Raw genomic sequence first — 22,083 nt, 5'->3', positions numbered from 1 at the left:
ATTTCCTACTTTCATTTTCTATTTTTTATTTTTTTGACGTCCGCCAGTATAAGAGAAAGCCTACTATACCTAGACCAAGCCACCGATAAACATCCTTTATCACTGTGTTGGTTTTTGGCAAATTCGTATGGTTATCTACATTCTGATCATTTTCAATATCGATAGGTCTTGCAATGTAATCAGGTGAAGGATCAGGTGCCCCGATTGGCTGATAAATGCCACTAAAACTGACTGAACCTTCCGTTGTTGATTCTTTGACTTCTGAACCATACATAGTATGTGGTGCATGGATAAGTACCACGAACATACTTATAATAAGCAAGTGTGGCTTGATTTTTTTCATATCCCTCCCCCTTAAATTTACTATCAAAAACGATTGATTCCATGAATCGACAAGTTGTAAGAAGATAAGTTGCTATCTCTTTCTTACATGTTATAGATTACCTTGACTAAAAATTAAATAAAAATCGCAATTTTCATAAAAACGTGAAATTTGGAAAAAACACTTACTAAAATAAAAAAAAGGACATTAGCTTTTCGCTATGTCCTAAACTTGAATAAATACTATTAATTTTTTTGATTTATGCACTCATAGACTCTTGCTAAAAAACAACTAGTATATTTCACTCGTCATTCTATCTATAAAGGGGTTTATTTGATCAAGTACTCGTTCCCAATCTTTGCTGTCAGGGATCGGATTCATCAAAATCGGCTCTTTTTTCAATACATAGTCAAATAGATAGGGTCGATAATTGGTAACTACAAGATCAACATGTTCAGACTCTAGTCGCTCTTTTGTCAATCCTTTGAGTGGCATAAATATCACCTGATGCTGATTTCCTAACATTCGTGTTGCTTTTAGACGAATCGACTGGACAACTAAATAATCCCCTTCAATCAAAAATAAAATAGTTCTTACTGGCTGATAATAGTGAATCAGTAAATCAATATAAAGCGTAAAACTGTTGACGATATCCTCAAAATAGGAATCAGCTAATCCTAATCTTTTCTGATTCTTTCTTAAAAACCTGTCATTTTCTAGATAAGTTTCACTATAATTCTTTTTAACCATTTCACGTTCTTCAAACAACTCTTTATTTAGTTCCGGACAAATCGCTTCATTGATTCGCCGAGCGACAAGATAAGCACTCAAAAAAGCTTCTAAAAGTTCACGATTCCAACTATCATATTTATCGGAAGAAAAATAATTCTTTGCGACATTGCTGATTTCAGGCCATTGATTGAAACGCTTATAAAAAAGCTTTTCATGTTGTATCTCATCGATTGGTCGATTACACAAAATATAAAGATGGATCCACGAAACTTCCTCTTTAGGTAAACAAACACCATATTCTTTCTCTATCAGTGGTACCAAAGAGTAAAGCAATTGAAAATCATTTTCTTTTTGATTGATCTCTTTGATCCAATTCGGTAAAGAAATAAAGTGGTTTTGCTGTACTCTGACCATCGTGATATACAAGACATAATAAAAGGCAGTGACCGTCATCCCACTTCCTAATTCAATCTCTTCGAAGTGACTTTTCAGTTCTTGAAGAATCATCTGATGTAAGCCTTCGGGTGGCCGGATAGTATGGGGATTGTGTTCTCCGCCATAATAAAAATCAAAAAAGAATTTTCTAATACTGCCTTCATCCCCAACGATCGTCACAGGATTTAAGTTTAGCGTCAGTCCATAATCATTCAACGAAGATTGAAGTTGAGCCAAAAAACGACGTAAGGTACTTTCTGCATAGTTATAGTCATAGGCTAAGTCACCCACATTTCTCAATTCCCCATAAAAGATATTTCCAATGATCTCAAATAGCACTTCATTTTCTAACAATTGCTCTTTTCTTTCTTTATAAAGCAAGCGATCCACTTCTTCGAAACGGTGGCCATTTCTTCCAGAATGAAACGATGCACTTTTTCCAAAGTGATCTTTTAACGCTTGGATATCTTTGATCAGCGTTCTTTGTGTAATATTTAACTGTTCTGAAAGATGAATAAGGGTAAACGCATGTTCACGTTCAATCAGATTAAGTATTCGTACCCAACGCACGGTCACTGGATTCGTAATGAAGCCTATCTGGAATTCTCTCATAATATGGACTCCTCTTCATTGATATGGATGGCGAAAAAATGTTCACTGTTATTATTTTTATAGCAGAGTTCAGCGAAAAATACTAGTCAAACAACATACGACAAGCAAATCGAGAATGTCGAACCAAAAACAAAACAATTTGACAAGTGTAAATTTATACCCGTATGATTGACCTATATCAACGGTTGCCAAATCAATCATAAAGGAGAATTCAAGTGATCAATCAACTTTTAAGAGAGCAACAACACTTTTTTGAAACAGAACAAACAAAATCGATCGACTTTCGTTTGGCACAATTAGCGAAATTGAAACAAGGGATGAGAGAAATCGAGATTGAATTGACGCAAGCTTTGTTCAAAGATCTGCGAAAACCAGCACATGAAGCATACGTGACTGAAATTGGGGTCGTCTATCAAAGTATTTCTATGATGATCAAAAAATTGAAGAAATACGCCAAACGTCAACCTGTTCATACACCGATCTATATGTGGGGAAAAAGCTATCTGGATTATGAGCCTTACGGACAAGTTTTGATCATCGCACCTTTCAATTACCCTTTTCATTTAGCTATTGAACCACTGATTGGGGCGATTGCTGCGGGGAATACGGTGATTTTGAAACCAAGCGAATTAGCACCAAATGTGTCCAACGTTCTGGCAAAGCTGATCCGTTCGATTTTTCCTAAAGAATACATCACCACTGTCGAAGGTGGTGTGGATGTAACGACTGAATTACTTGCACAAAAATTCGACTATATTTTCTTCACTGGTAGCGTTCCTGTTGGGAAGATCGTGATGCAAGCTGCTGCCAAACACTTGACTCCTGTCACTTTAGAATTAGGCGGAAAAAGTCCCGCAGTCGTGGATGATACCGCAAATCTAAAAGTAGCAGCAAAGCGCATCGTTTGGGGAAAATTGCAGAACAACGGACAAACTTGTATTGCACCAGATTATGTTTTAGTATCCCGCAAGCGAAAAGAAGCATTGATCAAAGAAATGATTATTGCTATCAACGAATTTTATGGTTCTGATATCAGAAATAACACCGATTATGGTCGGATCATCAATGATCGGCATTTTATGCGACTCAACAAGTTGTTGGAAACGGATCAGTCATTCGTCGTCGCTGGTGGTGAAACGAATCGGGAGGACTTATTCATTGAACCGACTTTGATCGATCTCCCTTCCCATGAAGCAGCAAGTATGCAAGAAGAAATCTTTGGTCCGATTTTACCAATCTTGTCATTCGATACGGTCACTGATGCAATCGCTCAAATCAAATACTATGACAAACCATTGGCATTGTATCTTTTTACAACCTCTACTATGAATAAAGAGAGAATCATGTCTGAGATTTCATCAGGTAATGTCACCGTCAATGATGTCCTCAAGCATGTTGCCAACCATCATTTGCCTTTCGGTGGAGTTGGAGAATCTGGTATTGGTAACTATCATGGCAAGTATAGTTTCTTGACCTTCTCTCATCAAAAAGGAGTGTATGAAAATAGAACGAAATTCAATGTTCCTGGACTATTCCCACCTTATAATGAGCGTACATTGAAATTACTGAAGCGAATACTCAAATAGAAATCCTATAGTTATAGAGCAAACAAAAAGAGCAAGTAATGGCTATCTTCCATTCGCTTGCTCTTTTATGCTGTATTCTTAGGTTTAAAAAAGTGCCTTTTTCATCCGTCCGTTATCTCAACTTCAATAGGATACAACTTCTATAAATAAATCTTCCCCCAGAAGTATTATCTATCCCCTTCGATAAGATGACAGATTCATTGCTACACGTCAAACTAGTTTTATGGTGTTGGTACTACTGCTTGGAATTGTAAAACCATGTCAAATGTCGGTGTGATCACATCTGCAATATTTGAGTTAGGGATCGCTGTTCCTACAAATCCGAACTCTTTAGTAGGTGCTGTTCCACCTTCAGCTACATTCTTCGTTAATGACATGAAGGATGCTGGCGCACTTAGAGCTGATCCACTTGTAACAATTCGTACGTTGTCGGATTGATCTTCTACATCTAACTCTAACACACTTAAGCTAGATAAGTTAGTCGGGTTAGCTAAACTTGTGATATTGATATTTACATCCCAAGCCGAGTTGTTTGTAACACTGTAAACGGGTGATTGGACCTCTGTATGACCAGAAGCACCAGTTGTGAAGAAGACTGCTGATGTTGGTACAGTCACGTTGATCATTTCATCTGGATTTGTCGGTGGGTTTACCCCTGGATCAACGGTATTATCTAAACCAACACGTCCTGTAACTGGAATATTTCCATTTGGTTCTCCGTTAAAAGTTGTCGCAGCGACAGAAGATGCCCCTCCTAATAATGCTCCGATCATTGCTGCAGTTCCTACTAATCTCATTTGCTTTTTCATTCTTTCATCCTCTTTCCTTTGATTTGTTTTCTATCATGCGCCAAAACACATCATGCGCATAATGTAACAGCTTCTTATTCATTGAATTGCTTATTGTAGCTAATCCCGTCTGTTGAATTATTTTTTTATTGCATCACTATCACGCTTCGAAAAAAGTAATAAGATACTTATCAGCATTAAAATAGCACCTACATATTTTATCCAATTAGATAAAATGCTACCTGTTTTTGGTAGATTTACTCCGGCTTTTAAAGGCCGAGACATTCGATTAGGAAATCTTGACGTATCTACAACTAAAATATCCTTTTTATTTCCTTCATTTTCTGGCGTAACAGATTCTGCTGGTGGACTTTGATGACCGATTTTCCCTTCTACTCGTTTAAAAAAGGCTTGGTTTTCAGCACTATAAGTAATTTCTGCTAAGCTACCCCCCACAAATAATACAAACCCTACGACGATTAGAAGCTGTTTCATTATGCGCATGATGATGTTTCCCTCCTTGTTAACCATTCATACAGTTCTCAATTTTGAACAATAATCGAGAGTTCTGCTTCTGTGATTCCTTGTCTCTCATTGGTCTCTGGATCATAAATATTGACGCGAGCAATCGCGACGTATTCCCCTTTTTCAAGTGGCTTATCCAACTTTGCCCCAACTATTTGTTGGTTTGGATGAATCGATCCTGATGAATAAATCACTTCATCACTATCTGCTAGTGTGATATCCACAGCAATTGGATATACATTTGTTCCTGGGTTCACGATTTCGATCGATCCTGTTGCTTCGCCGTTTTCAAAAGTCGCTGTAGGTGCGATTTGCAACGTAAAATAATTGGCATCGGCAATTTCCTGGGCACGCTCTGCTATCTCGATGTCACTTGCGTCTCTTAATCCTGGTAAGAGATCTGCACTTACCATTGGTACTGGTTCCTCTGCTCTAGTTGAAAGGTATAAAAAGACGCCCCCGATGATCAAAAGAAACACCCCCAACACAATCCATTTCTTTTGATTATTTTTCTTTTCCACTGACTCTCCCCCTTCCCTCCGGAAATCATTTGTTTTGTTTTTCATTTCTAAATTACTTTATGGATTAGGAATGAATCGTAAAACCATCGTGAAGGTTGGCTCCACCTGCATGATATCTGCTGGAAGACGATTCGCAGTTCCTGTGAAAGTAAAAGTATTCCATGCTTCTGTACCTACTTCAAACAACCGATTTTCTTGAGCAACTGGTGCCCCTTCACGAATAAATGGGCTGGCTTGTCCCTCTCCAAGCACATTCAACTCATTGACGATCTCCATTTTATTTAAATCGGTTGCTGTGACGACATTGACGTAAATATTGAATGGTGACTCGTTATGGATATCATATTCTGGAGAAATGATTTCCTCGTGATTTGAACTCGCCGTCGTGCTAAATACTGCCGATAACGGGAGTCGCACAGTCATCAATGGTTCTAACTCTTCAAATGCTGCAACGATCCGTGCTTCTTCTATCCCCATCGTAAATATGGTCGTGGCATCATTCACTTGATCGATCGTCCCATCTCCACGTTCGATACGCCAATGAGAAAAACGCCACCCTGCATCCGGTATTGCGCTGATTTCCAATGTTTCACCAATCAAAAGCCTCGTTGGATTCTCAGGAGTAACGTTACCTGCCCCTTCACTCTCAATCGTCAATAAGAATGATCTCGGCTGCCAAACCCACGTATCCGCCATCGTGCGGCCATCATAATTTGCCATCAACGCTGCGCTGGTAAAGATAAATTCACCTTCTGGTTTAGTTGCCGTTCCTTGCCCGATATTCTGCCAGTTTGCATGATGCGTCGCAGTTTCTGATAACCCTGGCAAACTTGCGTTACTGTGAAAAGAGAACGCTTCTCCAAGTGTTAGTTGTTCTAATGCCGTCTGTGAAAACATCCAATGCATAGTCGTCACATTTCCTGTATCAAAACTCGAGAGATCAAGTTCCCTTAAACTTCGATTGTCAAAAAACATATAATCCATACGAGTAACATTTCTTGTATCAAAATGGGTGACATCTACTTCCTTTAATTTCGGCATAAACATGAACAAACCACCCATACTAATGACATTACTCGTGTTAAAATTAGTCACGTCGATTTCTGTCAGTTCGTTCATTCCCAGAAACATGCCGGTCATAGATGTCACGTTGCTCGTATCAAAATTGGTGACATCTAGTTCAACTAGATTTCTCATATAACTAAACATATTATTCATTTCCAACACATTCTGAGTATCAAAGTGGCTGATATCTAGTTCTTGTAAATTTCCCATAAACCCAAACATCCAGGTCATATCCGTTACATTACTCGTGTCAAAACTTGAGAGATCTAATTTCACCAAACTCTCCATTCGATAAAACAGACTGTTCATATTCGTTACATTTCTTGTATCAAAATGACTCACATCTATTTCTCTTAAATTGCGCATCTGGGTAAACATACGTTCCATATTTGTTACTTGACTCGTATCTAAATACTCCATTCCTTCAATTGTTTGGACATTTCGTAAATTTTCAAAAAATCCTTGGTTATGTTCCCCCTGCTCAGCATTCGATAGGACACTATTTCTTGTACCAATCAAACTTCCTCGTAATTCAATTCTTCCTGTAATGGCGATTTTAGTGATTCTGTCTTGGTTTATACTCAAGTGATTAAAATAGTCCGTTACTTCATACCGTCCACCAATATTATTGGCTTCATCGAAAATGCCAGAACCTAGAGTCAGTGTCCCAGAAGCATCGACTGTCCATGGAATCGTTCCTAGTTGACCAGATTCAACGACTGCAGGATCAAACCCTTCAGCCTCATTAACAAACTCTTCTACATCGTTTTGTTCAATAGTCAACTCACGCGCTTCTATAAGTTCAGTACTTATCTCCGCTCCCTCATAGGGCCAATCATTTTCAATTTCTTCAAATTGAGAAAAATCTGCTGTTCCGTTTTCTTGCGGAATACCATTAAAATGGAACACATCGTCTTTTAAAACCAATTCGTCATTGCTATGTGCTTCTGGTGATTCCTCCGATTCTACGTGAATCGCAATTACTTGCCCAAATGGCAAAAGCATCATCATCATCACAACGTTGAAAATCAAAAGTTGTTTTTTCCACAAACCTTTCTTTCTCATGTAGCCACCCACCCTAACTCTATATAAGTGAAAGAATTTGTCATTAATAGCTTATAGCCTACTCAATAAAACAATATATCTTAATCATGTATCTAATCTCTCAGCTATTAATAAAAAAGCTCTCTCTTTTTCAATAATATATCACCTCATTTAATTTTAATCCATTTATTATTTTTTTCTAATGCAGAAAAATTACTGTACTCACGCCTATCTCCCTGATATAAAAGAATGATTAACCAAAAATAAAATAACATTTGAAAGAAAAGATAAAAACATCTCAAACCCTTACTTAGAATAAACTAAAAACAAAAATTACATTACCCTAAAAAAACACATCTTTATAACCATTAAGACAATGTGATGCACAACCTGAGATCCACTTCCATTCCCCTAAAAAAGATATTTATTCCTCAAAATAAACCGAATCCTTTTTCAACTGTTCCTTGGATTATCGGAAAACAAAAAAACTGACCTAATTTCTTAGATCAGCAAGTCTATCGATACAGTTGATTATAAATGGTTGGTTTCTTACAATTTTTTTGAAAAATCAATGTTTTAACTTTCGGAGTAATGAAACATAGCAACTCAACCTTTAAGAAATTGATTATTCATTGCCTGTAAACTTAATTGGTCGATAGCTAAGGCTTGTTTCAAATAGGTTTGAATCGACCCATATTCCTGTTCTACCACTTGATAAAAACGGTCCAAGTAACTGCTGTCCACATTCAACGCAACATCTAAAGCAGCTAGATTTCCCTCATTCAAGTGGACTTTTTTTGCTTGCGCCAAAATCAACGCATTTTCTTTTTTACGTAGTTCATTCGTACGTAAATAATCGACATAGATTGCCTTGCGAGGAACGTCTAATGACTCTAATATTAGCAAGGCTGCGATTCCCGTTCGATCTTTCCCAGCAAAACAATGGAATAAAAGACTTTCCTCTTGATCCAAAGTAAGTACTTCTTGGAAGAAACGAGCATACCCTTTCTGCGAAGTCGGATTCAATGCGATATCTTCATATATTTTTGTCATATAGTTCGTGGCTTTTTCAGGGGAGCCGATCTTCACAAAATCTTCCAGCCCAGCGCCTTCGTCTGCCACATCTTTCATGATGTCGATATGGATATATTTCGTCTGTGGAACCGTTTTATCTGGTCGAGCCTGAATTTCATCTTCACCGCGTAAATCAACGATTTTACTTAAACGATAGGTGGTTTCTAAATGTCTAGCATCTTCTTCTGTCAAACTAGATAGTTCACCTGAACGCAAGAAAACATTTGTTAAAACTTCTTTGCCATTTCTATTTTTGATGCCACCGATATCGCGAAAATTTGTGATTTTTACCATTTCTGCAATGACCTTCCTTTTCCCATATTTAGGATCGTTTCCACTTAGTTCCTCAGAAGCGGTTGCGTACTGCATCTGAAAGAACCACCAAAGATCCTTGTCAATTTATAGTCAATATACTCGACTGTGATCCCTCGTTTCTCTAATTCTTCACCAATAAAAGTAAATTCTGGATCTGTGATATACGTTGTCTCGTTGATCGGCAGTCCGTTCGTCGCCAATCGAGAGGCTTGTGCTAAAGACACCTCTACCCGATCCCAATGGTTTAATTGTTCTGGGATACCATTTAGGAACGCTTCTTCACACACGATCATCAATCCATCTTTGACAAGGCTTAACGCGCAGTCTAAATGCAGGATCGTCGGATGAAGTGGCACTTCGATCACTTTGTAGCCAAATCGTTTAACTAGATTTCTTAACCATTCAATACCAAGAGTATTGGATGCTAACCCTGAGTTACCTGCAAAAATCGTTTTTCCTAATACTAAAACATCTCCACCTTCTAAGAAAGGCCCTTGTTCTGAATCGATACCTTGCGAAATATCTGGCTTAGGAATAGAAAAATACAAGCAGTCATTCTCATTCGATTCATTCATGAGTATCTCACGAATTGGTAGAATCTCATTTCTGCGGTGTGGGAGCTTCAATGAACCTTCAATCAATAGATCCCCAATCGTAAAAAAGGGGTCTCTGGTGAAAAAGTTACTGTAGCCATACTCTAGCCCTAGTTCTTTTTCAAAAGAGGTCAACTTTCTTGGTAAAAGGACTTCTACCCCATATTTTTCTAGTACTTTTTGTAAATTCTTCCGTTCGACTTCCCAAGCTTTTTGTTGTTCTGGGAAAACTTCACTAAAGTCTTTGCCTATCACTTCAGGCCCACTAAATAACTCATGGTTTTCTTCTGTCAAGAAATCGACACCGGTTAATTCTTTCGTAGGAAAGCCAAATTCAGACTGTGCTAAAACAACCCGCTTTAGTGGTGCAAACTCGCTTTTCACAAAAATATGATCCATCGTTTCTGCTCCTCCTCGATTTGTTCGAATTTTTATAGGGAATAACAGGCAAGACCAACCAAAAATACTAAAACAATCAAAGCAACCATTGGTTCGACCCATGTTTTTTTCGAAGAAAGAAAGACATTTTCCTTATTTTTCACAAATCCCCAACCATACTTTCTAGGGAGTTGCACTTCTAATATCGTCCCGCCTGATAAAGGTAAGAGTGCCACTTTATATCTGGATTTTGCAAATAAAAACAACGACATAAAATAAAGACCGAACTGGATGATTTTGATCAATCGAATGATTTGGATATTTTTGATTTTTCTCACTATTTCTCTCCTTCTATCCTAGCGGTTATCGTCTAACAATAACACCCTTTCTCTTTTTCTTAGGATATTTTTTAATTATTTGGTTAAAAGAGCGTCCTATTCCGTTACCTCTGCTCCCCAACCCCCACTATCTGCCAGAAGCAACTTTTTTTACTATAACATGAGTTGACTTCGTCTAGATCAAACCGATCATAATCGTTGGTTTTGGACTCATAACCTACAAAATCTCTCACTAAATAGCCCACATCCAGTCGATTGGAGGTGGGCTATTTTCTACCGAATTATTTCATTTCTACGCTTTCACCATTTGTCGCAATCACTTTTTGATACCAGTAAAATGATTTTTTAGGCGAGCGAGCCAACGTTCCGTTACCCTCGTCATCTCGGTCGACATAGATAAAGCCGTATCGTTTACTCATTTCACCAGTTCCTGCACTGATCAAATCAATACAGCCCCAAGAAGTATAACCAATCAAGTCCACGCCATCATCGATTGCTTTCCCCATTTCTTGGACATGTTGGGCGAGATAATCGATCCGGTAGTCATCATGGATCGAGCCATCTGGTTCAATTTTATCGACAGCCCCAAGTCCATTTTCTACGACCATCAATGGGATTTCGTAGCGCGAATAAATCTGATTCAACGTGTACCTTAGACCAACTGCATCAACTTGCCAGCCCCATTCGCTTGTTTCAAGATACTCATTAGCCACCCCACCAAATAGATTGCCGCCACTTTTATCTGACCGAGTATTTAGATCATCTGCAATACACGTACTCATGTAATAACTAAACGTATAATAATCGACAACGCCTTCCTTCAAGAGTGCCAAATCCTCTTCTGTGATGTCCACTTCGATTTTTTCTTTTTCAAAGTAGCGTTTCATGTAATAAGGATAGGCTCCTTTGACTTGGACATCGCCACAGAAATAATTTAACCGGTCATTCATTTGTTGCGTCTTCAATACATCTAATGGATGACATGTTTTAGGATACATCGTGATATACGCCAACATACAGCCGATCTGAAAATCAGGATTGATTTTATGTCCAGCAATCACCGCTCGAGCAGAAGCAAGGAAGACATTGTGTAAAGCTTGATATTTTTCTGTTTCCGTATAAGTTCGATTGAATAATCCATTGATTTGTTTGCCATGTTCTAAGACACCAAAATTGATTTCATTGAAGGTCAACCAGTATTTCACTTTGTTTTTGTAACGTTCAAAAAGTGTCGTTGCATAGCGTTCGTAACAGTCGATCGTTCGTTTGTCTAAAAATCCGTCATATGTTTTTCCCAAATGAAACGGCAACTCAAAATGTGAGATCGTCACGATCGGTTCGATCCCATATTTATGTAGCTCATCAAACACTGCATCATAAAATTTCAAGCCTTCTTCATTTGGCTGTGCCTCATCCCCATTAGGAAAAATCCGTGTCCACGCAATCGATAAACGATAAGCTTTAAAGTCCATTTCCGCAAATAATGCGATATCTTCTTTGTAGTGATGATAAAAATCAATCGCTGTATGGCTCGGATAGTAATACTTGGTTTCATCGATCACCAAATCAAATGTGCGCCGTTCCCCCATCTCCCGATTTCCTGCACGATTGTGATCGCTGATCGAATCTCCTTTACCATTGACATCCCATGCTCCTTCACATTGATTCGCCGCTGTTGCGCCACCCCATAAAAAATTCTTTGGAAAACTCATCAGTCATTGCCCCTTTTCAGTTTGGTATGATAGTCTTACAGTTATTTTATTATTGAGTATAAAAAAAGACCCAATCAACCACCTAAAAAGGCCGTTGATCAGGTCTAGCTTAACTGAATAATCACTATCCTATCTAAAAAGATACTATTTTTTGTAATCGTTGTCAAACATTGATTTATTCGTCCTCTTCAGCCAATACAGCAATTACTTGGTTCACATTCAGAATATTCTCTGCACCAGAACGAACATATTCCGGCGATGTTCCGACCATTTGACTATTGATAAACTCGATGACCATTGGCATATTCATGCCAGCATATAATTCGATCGCTTCGCCTTCCATGATCAATTGGACAATAGTATTTGCTGGCGTCCCGCCCATCAAGTCACAAAAAACAACATAGTCTTCCAACGAAGAAACCACCGCAAAAAATTTTTCTTTGAAATCCTCTGTTCCTTCTTCCGGCAATAAAGGCACTGTATGAATATGAGCTTGCGGTCCCATGATCATTTCGGTACTTGCCTTTAGTCCTTCACAAAGTTGTCCGTGGCTGACAAGAACTAACTGTTTGCTCATTTTCAACACTCTCCTATTTTGAGATCACACCTAAAGCGGATAAAACGACACAGATGATCAAGACGATAAAAATTGCTCTGGTGGAGGTCATATTCTTTTTGCCTAATAACCAATAGACACCGCCAACTATCGCGGCTGGTAATAATTTAGGTAGGATCATATCAATATTATTTTGCATGTTCATCGTCACATCACCAATGCTCGGCGCCCAGGAAACTTGCACATTCACCATTGTAGCAACTAATGCACCGACCATAAACACCCCTAACAAGGTTGCGGCATCTGTGAGCGCTGTTAATCGTGATTGCATCGTGGTCACTAAAGAAATCCCTTCTTTGTAAGCAAATTGCAATTGTTTCCAACGAAAAACCATGACTACGATTTGGGCAACGATCCAGATAAAAATACCTGCGGGGTTCCCATTGATCGCCATATTGGCGGCTAATGCCCCAAAAATGGTCGGAATCAATGCGGCGAAAATGGAATCGCCAATCGCGGCGAAAGGTCCCATCAATCCAGCTTTCATCCCAGAGACAGTTTCTTTTGAGGCAATACCTTCTTTTTCTTCAATCGCTAAATCGATCCCAGTAATGATCGTGTTGAAAAAGTTAGAGGTATTAAAAAATTGTGTATGAGTCTTCATTATTTCTTTTAATTCCGGCGTATCATCTCCGTAGATTTTTCGCAATTGTGGCAGGATCGTATAGAGATAGCCTGAACCTTGCATCCGCTCATAATTCCAGCCTAATTGGAAGGTCAACAAGCTTCGGCGGTTGATTTGTGTAAAGTCTTCTTTCGTTAACTTGTAATTAGATTTCGTCATCTTCGATTTCTCCTTCCTCAGAGGTTGTATGGGGACTTGCTACTTGCTGGTTTTCTGTTCGTTGATTGTTTTTATAGCTGATCGCTGCTAAAGAGAAACCGATCATTGCTACTGCCAGCATCGGTAATGAATTGAAGGTTGCCGGCAAATCTTTGACGACACTTGCGACACTCGTGCCAAGCAACTGGACATTTGAGAACAACGTTGCTAATAAGGCAGTGATCGTAAAACCTAAAATCAGATAAGGAAAATGTTTCTTGACTGGTAAATAGCGTAGTAAAATAGCAAAACCGACTGCTGGTAATACCGCTCCTGCGACAGATAAGCCATCTCCTAACCATTTTAAATCGCCATTTAGCACAGCGACGACGTTTTCGACTAGTCCGCCACCAAATGCTAAGGCTAAAAAGACAGGGATCAAACGTGACAAGGACCAAGGAAGAGCACCTAATAAATAATTGCGTTCAATTGCTTTATAATTCATTGTTTCAACATGTTGGTCGATACGATGAGCGAAGTACGTATTCGCAAATCGAGCTAAAATATCCAATTGGATCATTAAACTAGCGACAGGAACTGCAATAGCCGCAATTGCCTGTTCTGGATTCATCCCTAATGAGATGGAAAAAGCAGTTGCTAGTATCGTTCCGGAGTTTGCATCGATCCTTGAAGCACCGCCAAATGTCCCAACACCTAGAACGGTCAATTGCATACTACCACCTATAATTAAACCAGCTTGTAAATCCCCCATGACTAATCCGGTGAACAAACCGGCAAAAACGGGGGCACTCATTGAGGAATAAATTTGTAGTTCATCTAAAATCTGATAACCTGCATATAAAGATAATAATAAGATTTGCCACCATTGAATGGACATCTACTTAACCCCCTTATTTATTCAAAAGACTCATAAAATCTTCTGACTTATCACTTGGTACCATTTGTGCGGTCAAATGGACCCCACGCGCATTTAACTGTTTGAAATCCTCAATATCCTTTTCCACCACATTGATCGATTTGGTGATTGATCTGGTTTCATTTGTCTGAGACATATTCCCTACATTGACTTCCTTGATCGGCACGCCTCGTTCAACAAGTTTCAACAATCGATCAGGTTTTTTTGCGACGATCAGTAAACGTTGGGAATCGTACTTGCCAGCGAGAATATTCTCTGCGGCTTTTTCAATTGGTAAGACACTTAACTTTACTCCTGCTGGTGTGGCTAATTTCAAGCCACTTTTTTCTACTGTATTCATTGCGACCTCATCATCTACAACTAATATCCGAGTAATCGACAACTTCGTTACCCAAAGATTCGCGACTTGTCCATGGATCAAACGTCCATCGATTCTTACACCAATAATTGCCATTGTTCATTCTCCTTTACAAATAAATTGTTCATTCTAAAAATAAAGGTAACGATTACATTATTCACCTGTTTTTTGATACCAAGGTGTCGCTGTCTGATTGATTACTTGATTCAAGTTCTCAATATTCTGTCTACCTTGTGTCCGTAACCATTTGACGGCTCCTTCTTTCCCAGCATCTACATAAGCTTTGACGCCATCTTTCCAAGTCGCTCTTCCGCACAAGACACCATTGAAGGTGGAACCTGACTCATAGGCAAAGACTAGCGTTTGTTGGAATAATTCAGAAGATACACCCGCACTCAAGAAAATGAATGGCAAGTGAGTCGCCTCGCTTTGCGCCTTGAAAAAGTCAGCTGCTTCTTTTTGACTATAGACGATTTCCTTGTCACCAAAACCTTCGACAAAGTTCATATTGACTGGTACTTCGACTTTCAAAACATCTACTTGGTAACGAGGCTTTGAAAATTCTCTCATCATTTCAATCACTTTATGCGGTTTAACCTTTGCATACTCCTGTGAAGCGCTATCATTTAATTTGGCATCATAAGAGAGCAGTTCTAAATAAAACGGTCGATCCTCTCCTGCACATTCACTTCCTAGACGTTCAATAAAGACGTGTTTCAAATGATTGATTTTTGGATCTTCATCTACATCATAATAAAGTAAAAATTTCACTGCATCTGCTTGTTCTTCTTTTAATCTCAATGCAGACCAGTCTCCTAATAGATCTGGTAACCGTCCAGGAGTTGATACGTCATAACCCGTTTTTTCATACGCCAAGAGCAAACCAGCGGATGGATCACGTACTTTGGCAGCGGGCAAACCATATTCAGGATCTAATAAAATAGCTGAAGCATAAGGCGTCAACTCACTAGAAACCAACGCTTTGAACTCAATCAATTGTTCATCTGTGGGTGTTTCTCCTAAAGCCGACAGCATTTTCTTCAATGCCCCCCGCTGATCAATTGCTAATGCACTGATGATGCCGTCTTTTGTTGCTAATTGTTCCATCGCTTTTTTCTTATTTGGTGTCATCGTTTTTATTGACCTCCTTGTTATTCATTTTGGTACTCATGGATCGTTACACCTTTGACTACTCGATTCACCGTTCCTGTCGGCGAAGGTGTGTCCGGCGTATTACCAACTTTGATCGACATTTGAAGAGCAATGATTTGTGCGGTCAAAATCATCACTACGGATAGATAGGCATCGGGTAATTCTAGCGCGGCTGGTTCTAGGAAAAAGTTTGCTCCAGAAAAGTCTCTTTGCGTCGATTGAGCAATGGCTAACACCTTTGCAGCAATAGCATTGCCATTGATTTCTTCCAAAATATCTAAATCATAGTTGCGTGTGTACGCTTGGTTCGTCACAAACCCGATCACTAAAGTTTGCTCATTGACAAAGGATTTTGGTCCATGACGAAAGCCCATCGAAGAATCAAAGATTGTCGCAATTTTTCCAGCAGTCAACTCTAAGATTTTCAGCTGTGCTTCCCTTGTGGCACCAGCCAAGCTACCTGAGCCAAGGTATGCGACCCGATTGAATGGTACTGCTAACACTTGGATCAGTTCTTGCTCTCTTTTCAGAACATCTTTGCCGATATGGCTCAAGGAAGTGACATACTTTTGTTTTGTTTCTTGGCTCGTTTGATCAAACAGCCAAAGGGCACTCAATAACATACATGTAAAGCTACCTGTCATGGCAAAGCCAGCATCATTTGCTTTTTTTGGCATCAACAACAAGAAATGTTGCGATTGTTCACGTGCAACTTGTGCTAATTGTCCTTCTTCTGCACACGTAATTGCTAAATGGAACAACGTATCCACGACTTGATCAGCGATTTTGACCGCCGCCAGACTTTCCGGACTATTACCACTTCTAGCAAACGAAATCAATAACGTGGGTTGATCAGGTAACAAATACTCTCTTGGAGAAGCAACAATATCGGTCGTACCAAAACTATGAAAAGCAAATCGTTTGGTGTCTCCATGCTCATTCAAATAAGGAACAAGCGTATCGCCTACATATTGAGAAGAGCCTGCACCGGTAAAGATGACTTGGATTTGTTGCTTGTTTGCCTGTTTTTCAAGTGCATCAAAGAAAAGGGCTAATTCATTTTTCTTCTCTTCTAAGATTTCCACAACCTCTTCCCACAGATCTGGTTGTTGTTTGATTTCTTCTGTAGTGATCCTTGCACCTATCTTTTCTAATTCATCCTTCGACAGTTCAAACATGTTATTTCCCTCCTAGATTACTCCGAACATGACGGATCTTATAATGGAATTGGTCTGCTCTGGCGACACTATCTGTATATTCGATGATCTCGTTTTTGCTATTGAAGGTCGTCCGTTTCAAATGTAAAATTGGTGCCCCATCGCATATATGCAGTAATTCGGCATCATTTGCGTAAACAATGCTGGCATAGAATTCTTCTTCTGCCACTTGGACATGTTGATCAAAATCTTCCAGAAAAACATCATACAAAGGCTTGCTTTCCAAAATTGGCAAATCAAGGCCAAGAAACAGTTTTGCTGGTAAATAAGACCGTTCAACCATCAAAGGGACATCATCCGCTAAACGTAGCCGCTTGATTTTGAAGATTGCTTCTCCTAGATTGAGATTCAATCGTTCAGCCAACTGCTTTGTCGCTGCTTGTTTTTCAAAAGCTAAAATAATCGTTTTCGGTGTACGCCCCAATGCCAACATTTCTTCTGTGAAGCTGTAAGCACCTGCTAAACTCGCTGCTTGATGCGATAAGTCACTGACAAACGTTCCTTTTCCATGTTTTTTGTAAATATAGCCAAGTGTTTCTAATTCCTGCAATGCCAATCGAACCGTCGTCCGACTCACACCATAGTACAGACATAACTCCCTCTCAGACAGCAATTTATCATGCGGGATCATTTCTGCTTCAATTCGTTTCTTTAGTACATCAACTAGTTGATAATATAACGGTTTCCCTTTACGAGAATTTTCCATTTCTTTACCCCTTCCAACTGGTTATAACCACAAGACAATCGTAAAGTAATAATAACTACCTGTCAACATAAAAATTGCTTAAAAACCGCTATATAACAACGTTTTAATCAACTATATATAAAAACATTTTAAATACCTCGAAAATACCACTTAAAATAAAAAAACAGCATAAACCTCATAAAAAGCAGCATAAGGCTTAGCCTTAAAAAGCTTGTTTATCCTAGAAAATTTATAAAATAATGAACAAATCTAACGGTTCTTTTTCTTGCATCCCACTAAATTCCAATGAAAAATAACAAAAAAAAAGAAACACTTCATTTCCCACGTCTAGGCGTTCAAAGTGTTTCTCTTTTGCTATTTCAAGATGACTAACCAACTAGCGACTAATCTTATTTTGCCAAGAAGAAGCTGTCTTCCTCAAGACTCCATTTAATTCCTCAATGTTGTTTCTCCCTTGTTCAGCTAGCCATTTTATTGCCGCCTGTCTCCCTTGATCCACAAAAGGTGCCACACCATCTGCCCATGTAGCTCGCCCACATAAAACGCCATTGAACGAAGAGCCAGCGTTTTTGGCAAAATGCAACGTTTCTTGGAATCCTTCGGCACTGACACCTGCACTCAGAAAAATAAACGGTAAGTCAGTGGCTTGGCTTTGCTCGATAAACAAAGCGGATGCTTCTTGCTTGGAATAAATGATTTCTTTTCCAAAACCTTCAACATAAGTCATATTGACAGGTACTTCTACCTTCAAGACATCTACGTTGAACCTCGGCTCTGAGAAAATCTTCATCATTTCAATGACTTTTTTCGGTTTGATCTTGGCATATTCCTTGGAGGTCGTATCTGGGATCGTTGCATCATAAGATAGCAATTCTAAAAAGAAAGGAAGATCTTCCGCCAGACATTCTGAACCAATTCTTTCTACATATGCCTGTTTCCGTTCATTGACTTCTTCGCTTTCGTCTACATCATAGTAAAGCAAGAATTTGCAGCCATCTGCTCCAGATTCCTTTAGTCTTTTGGCTGACCAAAAAGCTAAGGTATCTGGCAAACGTCCAGGTATCGTTGTATCATATCCTGTTTTCTCATAAGCCAACAATAGTCCAGCTGTCTTGGCGCGTTTTTCGGCAGCGGGCAACCCATATTCTGGATCTAAAAGAATCGAAGAAGCAAAAGGTGTCAATTCTTCGGACACAAGTTCTTTGAAATGGATCAAATCATCCACTTTGACCTCCTCTTGATGTCTCGCCATCATTTTTTTCAATGCGCCTCTTTGATCAATCGCTAAAGCCCCGATGATCCCGTCTGGATTACTCATGTTTACCAATGCTTGGTATTTCCCCTCTGATACTTTCCTCATTTTTTCAACATCCCTTCTAACTTAGAATCAATCAACCCAACAATTTCTTCTTGAGTGGAAGCAGTGATAAATGCTTGTTTAAAGCCTTCATCCATCAACATTCGTGCCATTTGCGAAAGAAGCGCCAAATGACTGGTTCCTGCTTCTGCAGCTGGAATAAACAACGCAATCACATACTTGATCGGTTGACCGTCTAAACTATCCCAGGCGACTGCATTCGTTAATTTCAAAATAATGATCGTTGGTTCTTCTATACTTTCACTTTTCGCATGAGGAATCGCAAAGCCATCCATCATACCAGTCGTGCCTTCTGCTTCGCGTTGTTTCAAGCCGATTTTGACCGCCTGTTCATTGGTCGCTTTTCCTACCTCAACGATTTTTGTTGAAAGAAACGCAAATACCGCGTCACGAGTATTCGCCGCCACATTGGTATAAACAAATAAATTTTCCATCAAATGAATCCTCCGCCTTTCACACACTGAGTGACTTTCTTTTTTGAACCAAGCCTAGTAATACTCCCCCTGCAATAGAACCAGTAAGAATCGCAAGAACCCACAATAAGCCATGCGTCACTACTGGTAAAACGAGAAATCCGCCATGGGGTGCTGGTACTTGCACGCGAAAGAAATAGGTCAATACAGCGGCGATCGACGAACCAAGCATCATGATTGGCAAGACACGAAGCGGATCTTTTGCCGCAAAAGGAATCGCACCTTCCGTAATATGTGTTGAACCTAGAATGAAATTCACTAGACCAGCATTCTTTTCGTTTGGCTCGAAGTATTTCCCAAAAAGCAAGACCGCAAAGCCAGTAATCAACGGTGGAGCAATGCAGGCTGCAGAAACTCCCGCCATAAAGCTAGTATTTCCTTGTGCTAACAGGGCAGTTCCAGTAACGTAGGCTGCTTTATTGATCGGCCCCCCCATATCGAATGCGCACATACAACCGACGATCACCCCTAATACTAAAGGACTTGAGTTTTCAAACCCTGCTAGAAAATCCATCATTCCTTCATTGATACTAGCCATCGGTCCTGAAATGACTGTCATGATCAATCCAGTAATCAACACCCCTAGTACGGGATATAAGAAAATTGCTTTTAAACCATCTAGTGTTTTAGGCAAAGGTTGTAACGCTTTTATTAATCCCAACACCACATATCCTGCCAAGAAACCTGAGATAATCCCACCTAAAAAACCTGTACCACCATCTGAGGCAATCAATCCGCCGACAAACCCAACAACCAATCCAGGACGTTTTGCAATTCCTTCAGCAATAAACGCGGAAAGGACCGGCACCATCATACTCATCGCAAAACCACCGATTCGATTCAAACTCGCAGCAAATTCATTGTATTGCGCATTGGCAGGATCGGCAGAATAAATTCCCCATAAAAAAGAAATGGCGATCAAGACTCCCCCACTGACCACAAAAGGCAACATGTGGGAAACACCATTCATCAAGTTCTTATAGATGCTGTGACCAACACTCTGTTGTGCATGTTGTTTTTCCTTATCTCCTTCTGCCATTTCGATTTTTTCAGAAATCACTCCTTCACCGTTCAAAGCCGCAGCAATCAATTGATCGGCTTCTTTGATCCCTTTCGAAACAGAAACATCAATGATCCTTTTCCCGGCAAATCTTTCAGGCTGAACATCTTTATCCGCCGCAATAATCACTGCTTCCGCTTCAATGATTTCTTGATCTGTCAAACGATTTTCTATCCCTACTTGCCCATGGGTCTCCACCTTGATCGAAATGCCTTTTTTCTTTGCTGCCTGTTCCAGTGCTTCTTGTGCCATATACGTGTGGGCAATACCTGTGGGACAACCAGTTGCAGCAATTAATCGATACTTAGCCATTATTTGAATTCCTCCTTATGAATGGTGATTTCTTTTTTCAACTCTGCGACATCTGTAAAATCAGTCAATCCTTTTTGAAACGCAGTCGAGCTACCCGCAGCTAAACTGTCCTTGAAACAATCCGCACTATTTTCTTCTTTGATCAATCCTGCCAGAAAAGTGGCTAGGAGTGTATCCCCGGCACAAGCGGTATTAACGACTTTTCCTTGCGGGGCGTTTCCTGTCAAACAATAATTTTCGTTCACATAGATCCCACCCGCTCCACCTAATGACAGCAATACATTTTGTGCACCTGCGGCTAATAGTTTCTTGCAATAGTTTACATATTCCGTTTCTGCTATTTCTTCATCAAACCATTCTGCCAATTCCTGCTCATTCGGTTTCAGTAAAAATGGTTGATACTTTAGACATCGTTTAACGATTTTAGCACTCGTATCTAAGATCAAGCGCACTTGATTCTCATGACAGATTTTACTGATCATTACTAAGATTTCTTCTGGTACCCCTCTTGGCAGACTCCCAGAAACACAAAGATAATCTCCAGCTGACAAATGACTGATTGTCTCAAGCAATTCTTCCATCGCTAACTGGTCGATTTCTGGTCCACGATTGACCAACTTGTATTCACTTGATTCCTCATTCACTTGTGTAAATACGTTGATGCGAGTCATTCCGGGTATAGAAACAAAATGAGCGTCGATCCCTTCCTTCGTCAAGCATTCCTCAATATAAGCCCCAGTAAATCCTCCGCTAAAGCCCAACGCAGTATTTGGTATCCCGAGTTTTTTTAAAATCAATGAAACATTGACACCTTTCCCATTTGCTTGGATATCATCATCGATTGAGCGGTTCACAACATTCGGTTTGAGTCGTGCCACTTCAATAAACAGATCAATCGCCAGATTCATCGTACATGTATATACGTTAGCCACCTGTATCCCTCCTCACGTTATCTACAGTATGACCTGTTTTTGGATGTACATGTTTTCTAAATAAGCAAAATTTTAGGTAAATGTTTACAAAATAAAACTCATCTGAGTAAGGGTTTACATCAGTGGTAGAATAAAAAGA

The 22,083-nt window shown here is 39.5% G+C and carries 22 protein-coding genes; 1 reads left to right on the top strand and 21 read right to left on the bottom strand.

All coding sequences use genetic code 11. The features are described 5' to 3' along the window. Positions 1 to 25: 25 nt before the first annotated feature. On the bottom strand, positions 26 to 343 hold the full coding sequence (locus IGJ14_RS02395) for a hypothetical protein (RefSeq protein ID WP_019723489.1): 318 nt from the start codon (positions 341 to 343) through the stop codon (positions 26 to 28). A gap of 270 nt (positions 344 to 613) precedes the next feature. Further along, positions 614 to 2,101, bottom strand: coding sequence for a helix-turn-helix domain-containing protein (locus IGJ14_RS02390; protein ID WP_195273866.1), 1,488 nt, complete (start codon positions 2,099 to 2,101; stop codon positions 614 to 616). Between the two features lie 215 nt (positions 2,102 to 2,316). On the opposite strand from IGJ14_RS02390, the gene IGJ14_RS02385 reads away from it, so the two are divergent. Next, positions 2,317 to 3,687 carry an aldehyde dehydrogenase gene (locus tag IGJ14_RS02385; protein ID WP_317742811.1) on the top strand — a complete coding sequence of 457 codons (1,371 nt, stop codon included), beginning with the start codon at positions 2,317 to 2,319 and terminating at the stop codon, positions 3,685 to 3,687. A gap of 221 nt (positions 3,688 to 3,908) precedes the next feature. Here IGJ14_RS02385 and IGJ14_RS02380 read toward each other — a convergent pair whose 3' ends face one another. The 19 genes from IGJ14_RS02380 to pfkB all read right to left on the bottom strand — a co-directional run bounded on the left by IGJ14_RS02380 (position 3,909) and on the right by pfkB (position 21,944). Beyond that, positions 3,909 to 4,496: a hypothetical protein gene (locus IGJ14_RS02380; protein WP_195273868.1), complete on the bottom strand. Its 588-nt coding sequence runs from the start codon at positions 4,494 to 4,496 to the stop codon at positions 3,909 to 3,911. 117 nt (positions 4,497 to 4,613) lie between these two features. Continuing rightward, a complete protein-coding gene (locus tag IGJ14_RS02375) occupies positions 4,614 to 4,979 on the bottom strand; it encodes an LPXTG cell wall anchor domain-containing protein (protein WP_195273870.1) in 366 nt (121 codons plus the stop codon). 38 nt (positions 4,980 to 5,017) lie between these two features. Beyond that, the gene (locus tag IGJ14_RS02370; RefSeq protein ID WP_258082380.1) at positions 5,018 to 5,521 is read right to left on the bottom strand and encodes a hypothetical protein; all 504 of its coding nucleotides are present in this window, start codon (positions 5,519 to 5,521) and stop codon (positions 5,018 to 5,020) included. Between the two features lie 57 nt (positions 5,522 to 5,578). Continuing rightward, positions 5,579 to 7,651, bottom strand: coding sequence for a BspA family leucine-rich repeat surface protein (locus IGJ14_RS02365; RefSeq protein ID WP_207463700.1), 2,073 nt, complete (start codon positions 7,649 to 7,651; stop codon positions 5,579 to 5,581). Between the two features lie 585 nt (positions 7,652 to 8,236). Beyond that, positions 8,237 to 9,073, bottom strand: a complete 837-nt coding sequence (locus IGJ14_RS02360; protein WP_430608233.1) for a tyrosine-protein phosphatase — start codon at positions 9,071 to 9,073, stop codon at positions 8,237 to 8,239. Further along, positions 9,043 to 10,011 carry a dimethylarginine dimethylaminohydrolase family protein gene (locus IGJ14_RS02355; RefSeq protein WP_430608231.1) on the bottom strand — a complete coding sequence of 323 codons (969 nt, stop codon included), beginning with the start codon at positions 10,009 to 10,011 and terminating at the stop codon, positions 9,043 to 9,045. Before IGJ14_RS02355 ends, IGJ14_RS02360 begins: the two co-directional genes overlap by 31 nt. 32 nt (positions 10,012 to 10,043) lie before the next feature. Next, positions 10,044 to 10,328: a hypothetical protein gene (locus IGJ14_RS02350; protein WP_430608230.1), complete on the bottom strand. Its 285-nt coding sequence runs from the start codon at positions 10,326 to 10,328 to the stop codon at positions 10,044 to 10,046. Between the two features lie 281 nt (positions 10,329 to 10,609). Beyond that, a complete protein-coding gene (locus IGJ14_RS02345) occupies positions 10,610 to 12,040 on the bottom strand; it encodes a glycoside hydrolase family 1 protein (protein WP_430608228.1) in 1,431 nt (476 codons plus the stop codon). 175 nt (positions 12,041 to 12,215) lie between these two features. After that, on the bottom strand, positions 12,216 to 12,617 hold the full coding sequence (locus tag IGJ14_RS02340) for a PTS sugar transporter subunit IIA (protein WP_430608227.1): 402 nt from the start codon (positions 12,615 to 12,617) through the stop codon (positions 12,216 to 12,218). 13 nt (positions 12,618 to 12,630) lie between these two features. Continuing rightward, positions 12,631 to 13,440: a PTS system mannose/fructose/sorbose family transporter subunit IID gene (locus tag IGJ14_RS02335; protein WP_074801680.1), complete on the bottom strand. Its 810-nt coding sequence runs from the start codon at positions 13,438 to 13,440 to the stop codon at positions 12,631 to 12,633. After that, complete coding sequence (locus IGJ14_RS02330; RefSeq protein ID WP_062805684.1) at positions 13,427 to 14,317, bottom strand: PTS mannose/fructose/sorbose/N-acetylgalactosamine transporter subunit IIC; 891 nt, start codon at positions 14,315 to 14,317, stop codon at positions 13,427 to 13,429. The genes IGJ14_RS02335 and IGJ14_RS02330 overlap by 14 nt, the downstream gene beginning before the upstream one ends. A gap of 13 nt (positions 14,318 to 14,330) precedes the next feature. Further along, positions 14,331 to 14,810, bottom strand: a complete 480-nt coding sequence (locus tag IGJ14_RS02325; RefSeq protein WP_010736309.1) for a PTS system mannose/fructose/N-acetylgalactosamine-transporter subunit IIB — start codon at positions 14,808 to 14,810, stop codon at positions 14,331 to 14,333. Between the two features lie 57 nt (positions 14,811 to 14,867). Further along, entirely contained in the window at positions 14,868 to 15,845 is a 978-nt protein-coding gene (gene lacD, locus IGJ14_RS02320) for a tagatose-bisphosphate aldolase (RefSeq protein ID WP_430604378.1), read from the bottom strand. Positions 15,846 to 15,865: 20 nt separating this feature from the next. Beyond that, complete coding sequence (locus IGJ14_RS02315) at positions 15,866 to 17,044, bottom strand: SIS domain-containing protein (protein ID WP_430608226.1); 1,179 nt, start codon at positions 17,042 to 17,044, stop codon at positions 15,866 to 15,868. Between the two features lies 1 nt (position 17,045). Then, positions 17,046 to 17,789 (bottom strand): GntR family transcriptional regulator, encoded by a 744-nt coding sequence (locus tag IGJ14_RS02310; protein WP_023519107.1) that lies wholly within the window; start codon positions 17,787 to 17,789, stop codon positions 17,046 to 17,048. A gap of 376 nt (positions 17,790 to 18,165) precedes the next feature. Next, positions 18,166 to 19,149 carry a tagatose-bisphosphate aldolase gene (gene lacD, locus IGJ14_RS02305; protein WP_108173572.1) on the bottom strand — a complete coding sequence of 328 codons (984 nt, stop codon included), beginning with the start codon at positions 19,147 to 19,149 and terminating at the stop codon, positions 18,166 to 18,168. Further along, entirely contained in the window at positions 19,146 to 19,601 is a 456-nt protein-coding gene (locus tag IGJ14_RS02300; protein ID WP_115357273.1) for a fructose PTS transporter subunit IIA, read from the bottom strand. The genes lacD (IGJ14_RS02305) and IGJ14_RS02300 overlap by 4 nt, the downstream gene beginning before the upstream one ends. A gap of 19 nt (positions 19,602 to 19,620) precedes the next feature. Then, positions 19,621 to 21,012 (bottom strand): PTS fructose transporter subunit IIC, encoded by a 1,392-nt coding sequence (locus tag IGJ14_RS02295; RefSeq protein ID WP_430608224.1) that lies wholly within the window; start codon positions 21,010 to 21,012, stop codon positions 19,621 to 19,623. Then, entirely contained in the window at positions 21,012 to 21,944 is a 933-nt protein-coding gene (gene pfkB, locus IGJ14_RS02290; protein ID WP_317742815.1) for a 1-phosphofructokinase, read from the bottom strand. Before pfkB ends, IGJ14_RS02295 begins: the two co-directional genes overlap by 1 nt. Positions 21,945 to 22,083 lie beyond the last annotated feature (139 nt).

The organism is Enterococcus sp. DIV1304_2 (genome assembly GCF_050555445.1).
Classification (GTDB): domain Bacteria; phylum Bacillota; class Bacilli; order Lactobacillales; family Enterococcaceae; genus Enterococcus_B; species Enterococcus_B pernyi.
Note: the sequence above shows the minus strand (reverse complement) of the source record. Positions and strands in the feature narration are given on the sequence as shown.

What these genes read in the sequence shown, in the direction of transcription:
- IGJ14_RS02395 (WP_019723489.1), bottom strand. Translation starts at nt 343, where the DNA reads ATGAAAAAAATCAAGCCACACTTGCTTATTATAAGTATGTTCGTGGTA.
- IGJ14_RS02390 (WP_195273866.1), bottom strand. Translation starts at nt 2,101, where the DNA reads ATGAGAGAATTCCAGATAGGCTTCATTACGAATCCAGTGACCGTGCGT.
- IGJ14_RS02380 (WP_195273868.1), bottom strand. Translation starts at nt 4,496, where the DNA reads ATGAAAAAGCAAATGAGATTAGTAGGAACTGCAGCAATGATCGGAGCA.
- IGJ14_RS02375 (WP_195273870.1), bottom strand. Translation starts at nt 4,979, where the DNA reads ATGCGCATAATGAAACAGCTTCTAATCGTCGTAGGGTTTGTATTATTT.
- IGJ14_RS02365 (WP_207463700.1), bottom strand. Translation starts at nt 7,651, where the DNA reads ATGAGAAAGAAAGGTTTGTGGAAAAAACAACTTTTGATTTTCAACGTT.
- IGJ14_RS02360 (WP_430608233.1), bottom strand. Translation starts at nt 9,073, where the DNA reads ATGCAGTACGCAACCGCTTCTGAGGAACTAAGTGGAAACGATCCTAAA.
- IGJ14_RS02355 (WP_430608231.1), bottom strand. Translation starts at nt 10,011, where the DNA reads ATGGATCATATTTTTGTGAAAAGCGAGTTTGCACCACTAAAGCGGGTT.
- IGJ14_RS02345 (WP_430608228.1), bottom strand. Translation starts at nt 12,040, where the DNA reads ATGAGTTTTCCAAAGAATTTTTTATGGGGTGGCGCAACAGCGGCGAAT.
- IGJ14_RS02340 (WP_430608227.1), bottom strand. Translation starts at nt 12,617, where the DNA reads ATGAGCAAACAGTTAGTTCTTGTCAGCCACGGACAACTTTGTGAAGGA.
- IGJ14_RS02335 (WP_074801680.1), bottom strand. Translation starts at nt 13,440, where the DNA reads ATGACGAAATCTAATTACAAGTTAACGAAAGAAGACTTTACACAAATC.
- IGJ14_RS02330 (WP_062805684.1), bottom strand. Translation starts at nt 14,317, where the DNA reads ATGTCCATTCAATGGTGGCAAATCTTATTATTATCTTTATATGCAGGT.
- IGJ14_RS02325 (WP_010736309.1), bottom strand. Translation starts at nt 14,810, where the DNA reads ATGGCAATTATTGGTGTAAGAATCGATGGACGTTTGATCCATGGACAA.
- lacD (WP_430604378.1), bottom strand. Translation starts at nt 15,845, where the DNA reads ATGACACCAAATAAGAAAAAAGCGATGGAACAATTAGCAACAAAAGAC.
- IGJ14_RS02315 (WP_430608226.1), bottom strand. Translation starts at nt 17,044, where the DNA reads ATGTTTGAACTGTCGAAGGATGAATTAGAAAAGATAGGTGCAAGGATC.
- IGJ14_RS02310 (WP_023519107.1), bottom strand. Translation starts at nt 17,789, where the DNA reads ATGGAAAATTCTCGTAAAGGGAAACCGTTATATTATCAACTAGTTGAT.
- lacD (WP_108173572.1), bottom strand. Translation starts at nt 19,149, where the DNA reads ATGAGGAAAGTATCAGAGGGGAAATACCAAGCATTGGTAAACATGAGT.
- IGJ14_RS02300 (WP_115357273.1), bottom strand. Translation starts at nt 19,601, where the DNA reads ATGGAAAATTTATTTGTTTATACCAATGTGGCGGCGAATACTCGTGAC.
- IGJ14_RS02295 (WP_430608224.1), bottom strand. Translation starts at nt 21,012, where the DNA reads ATGGCTAAGTATCGATTAATTGCTGCAACTGGTTGTCCCACAGGTATT.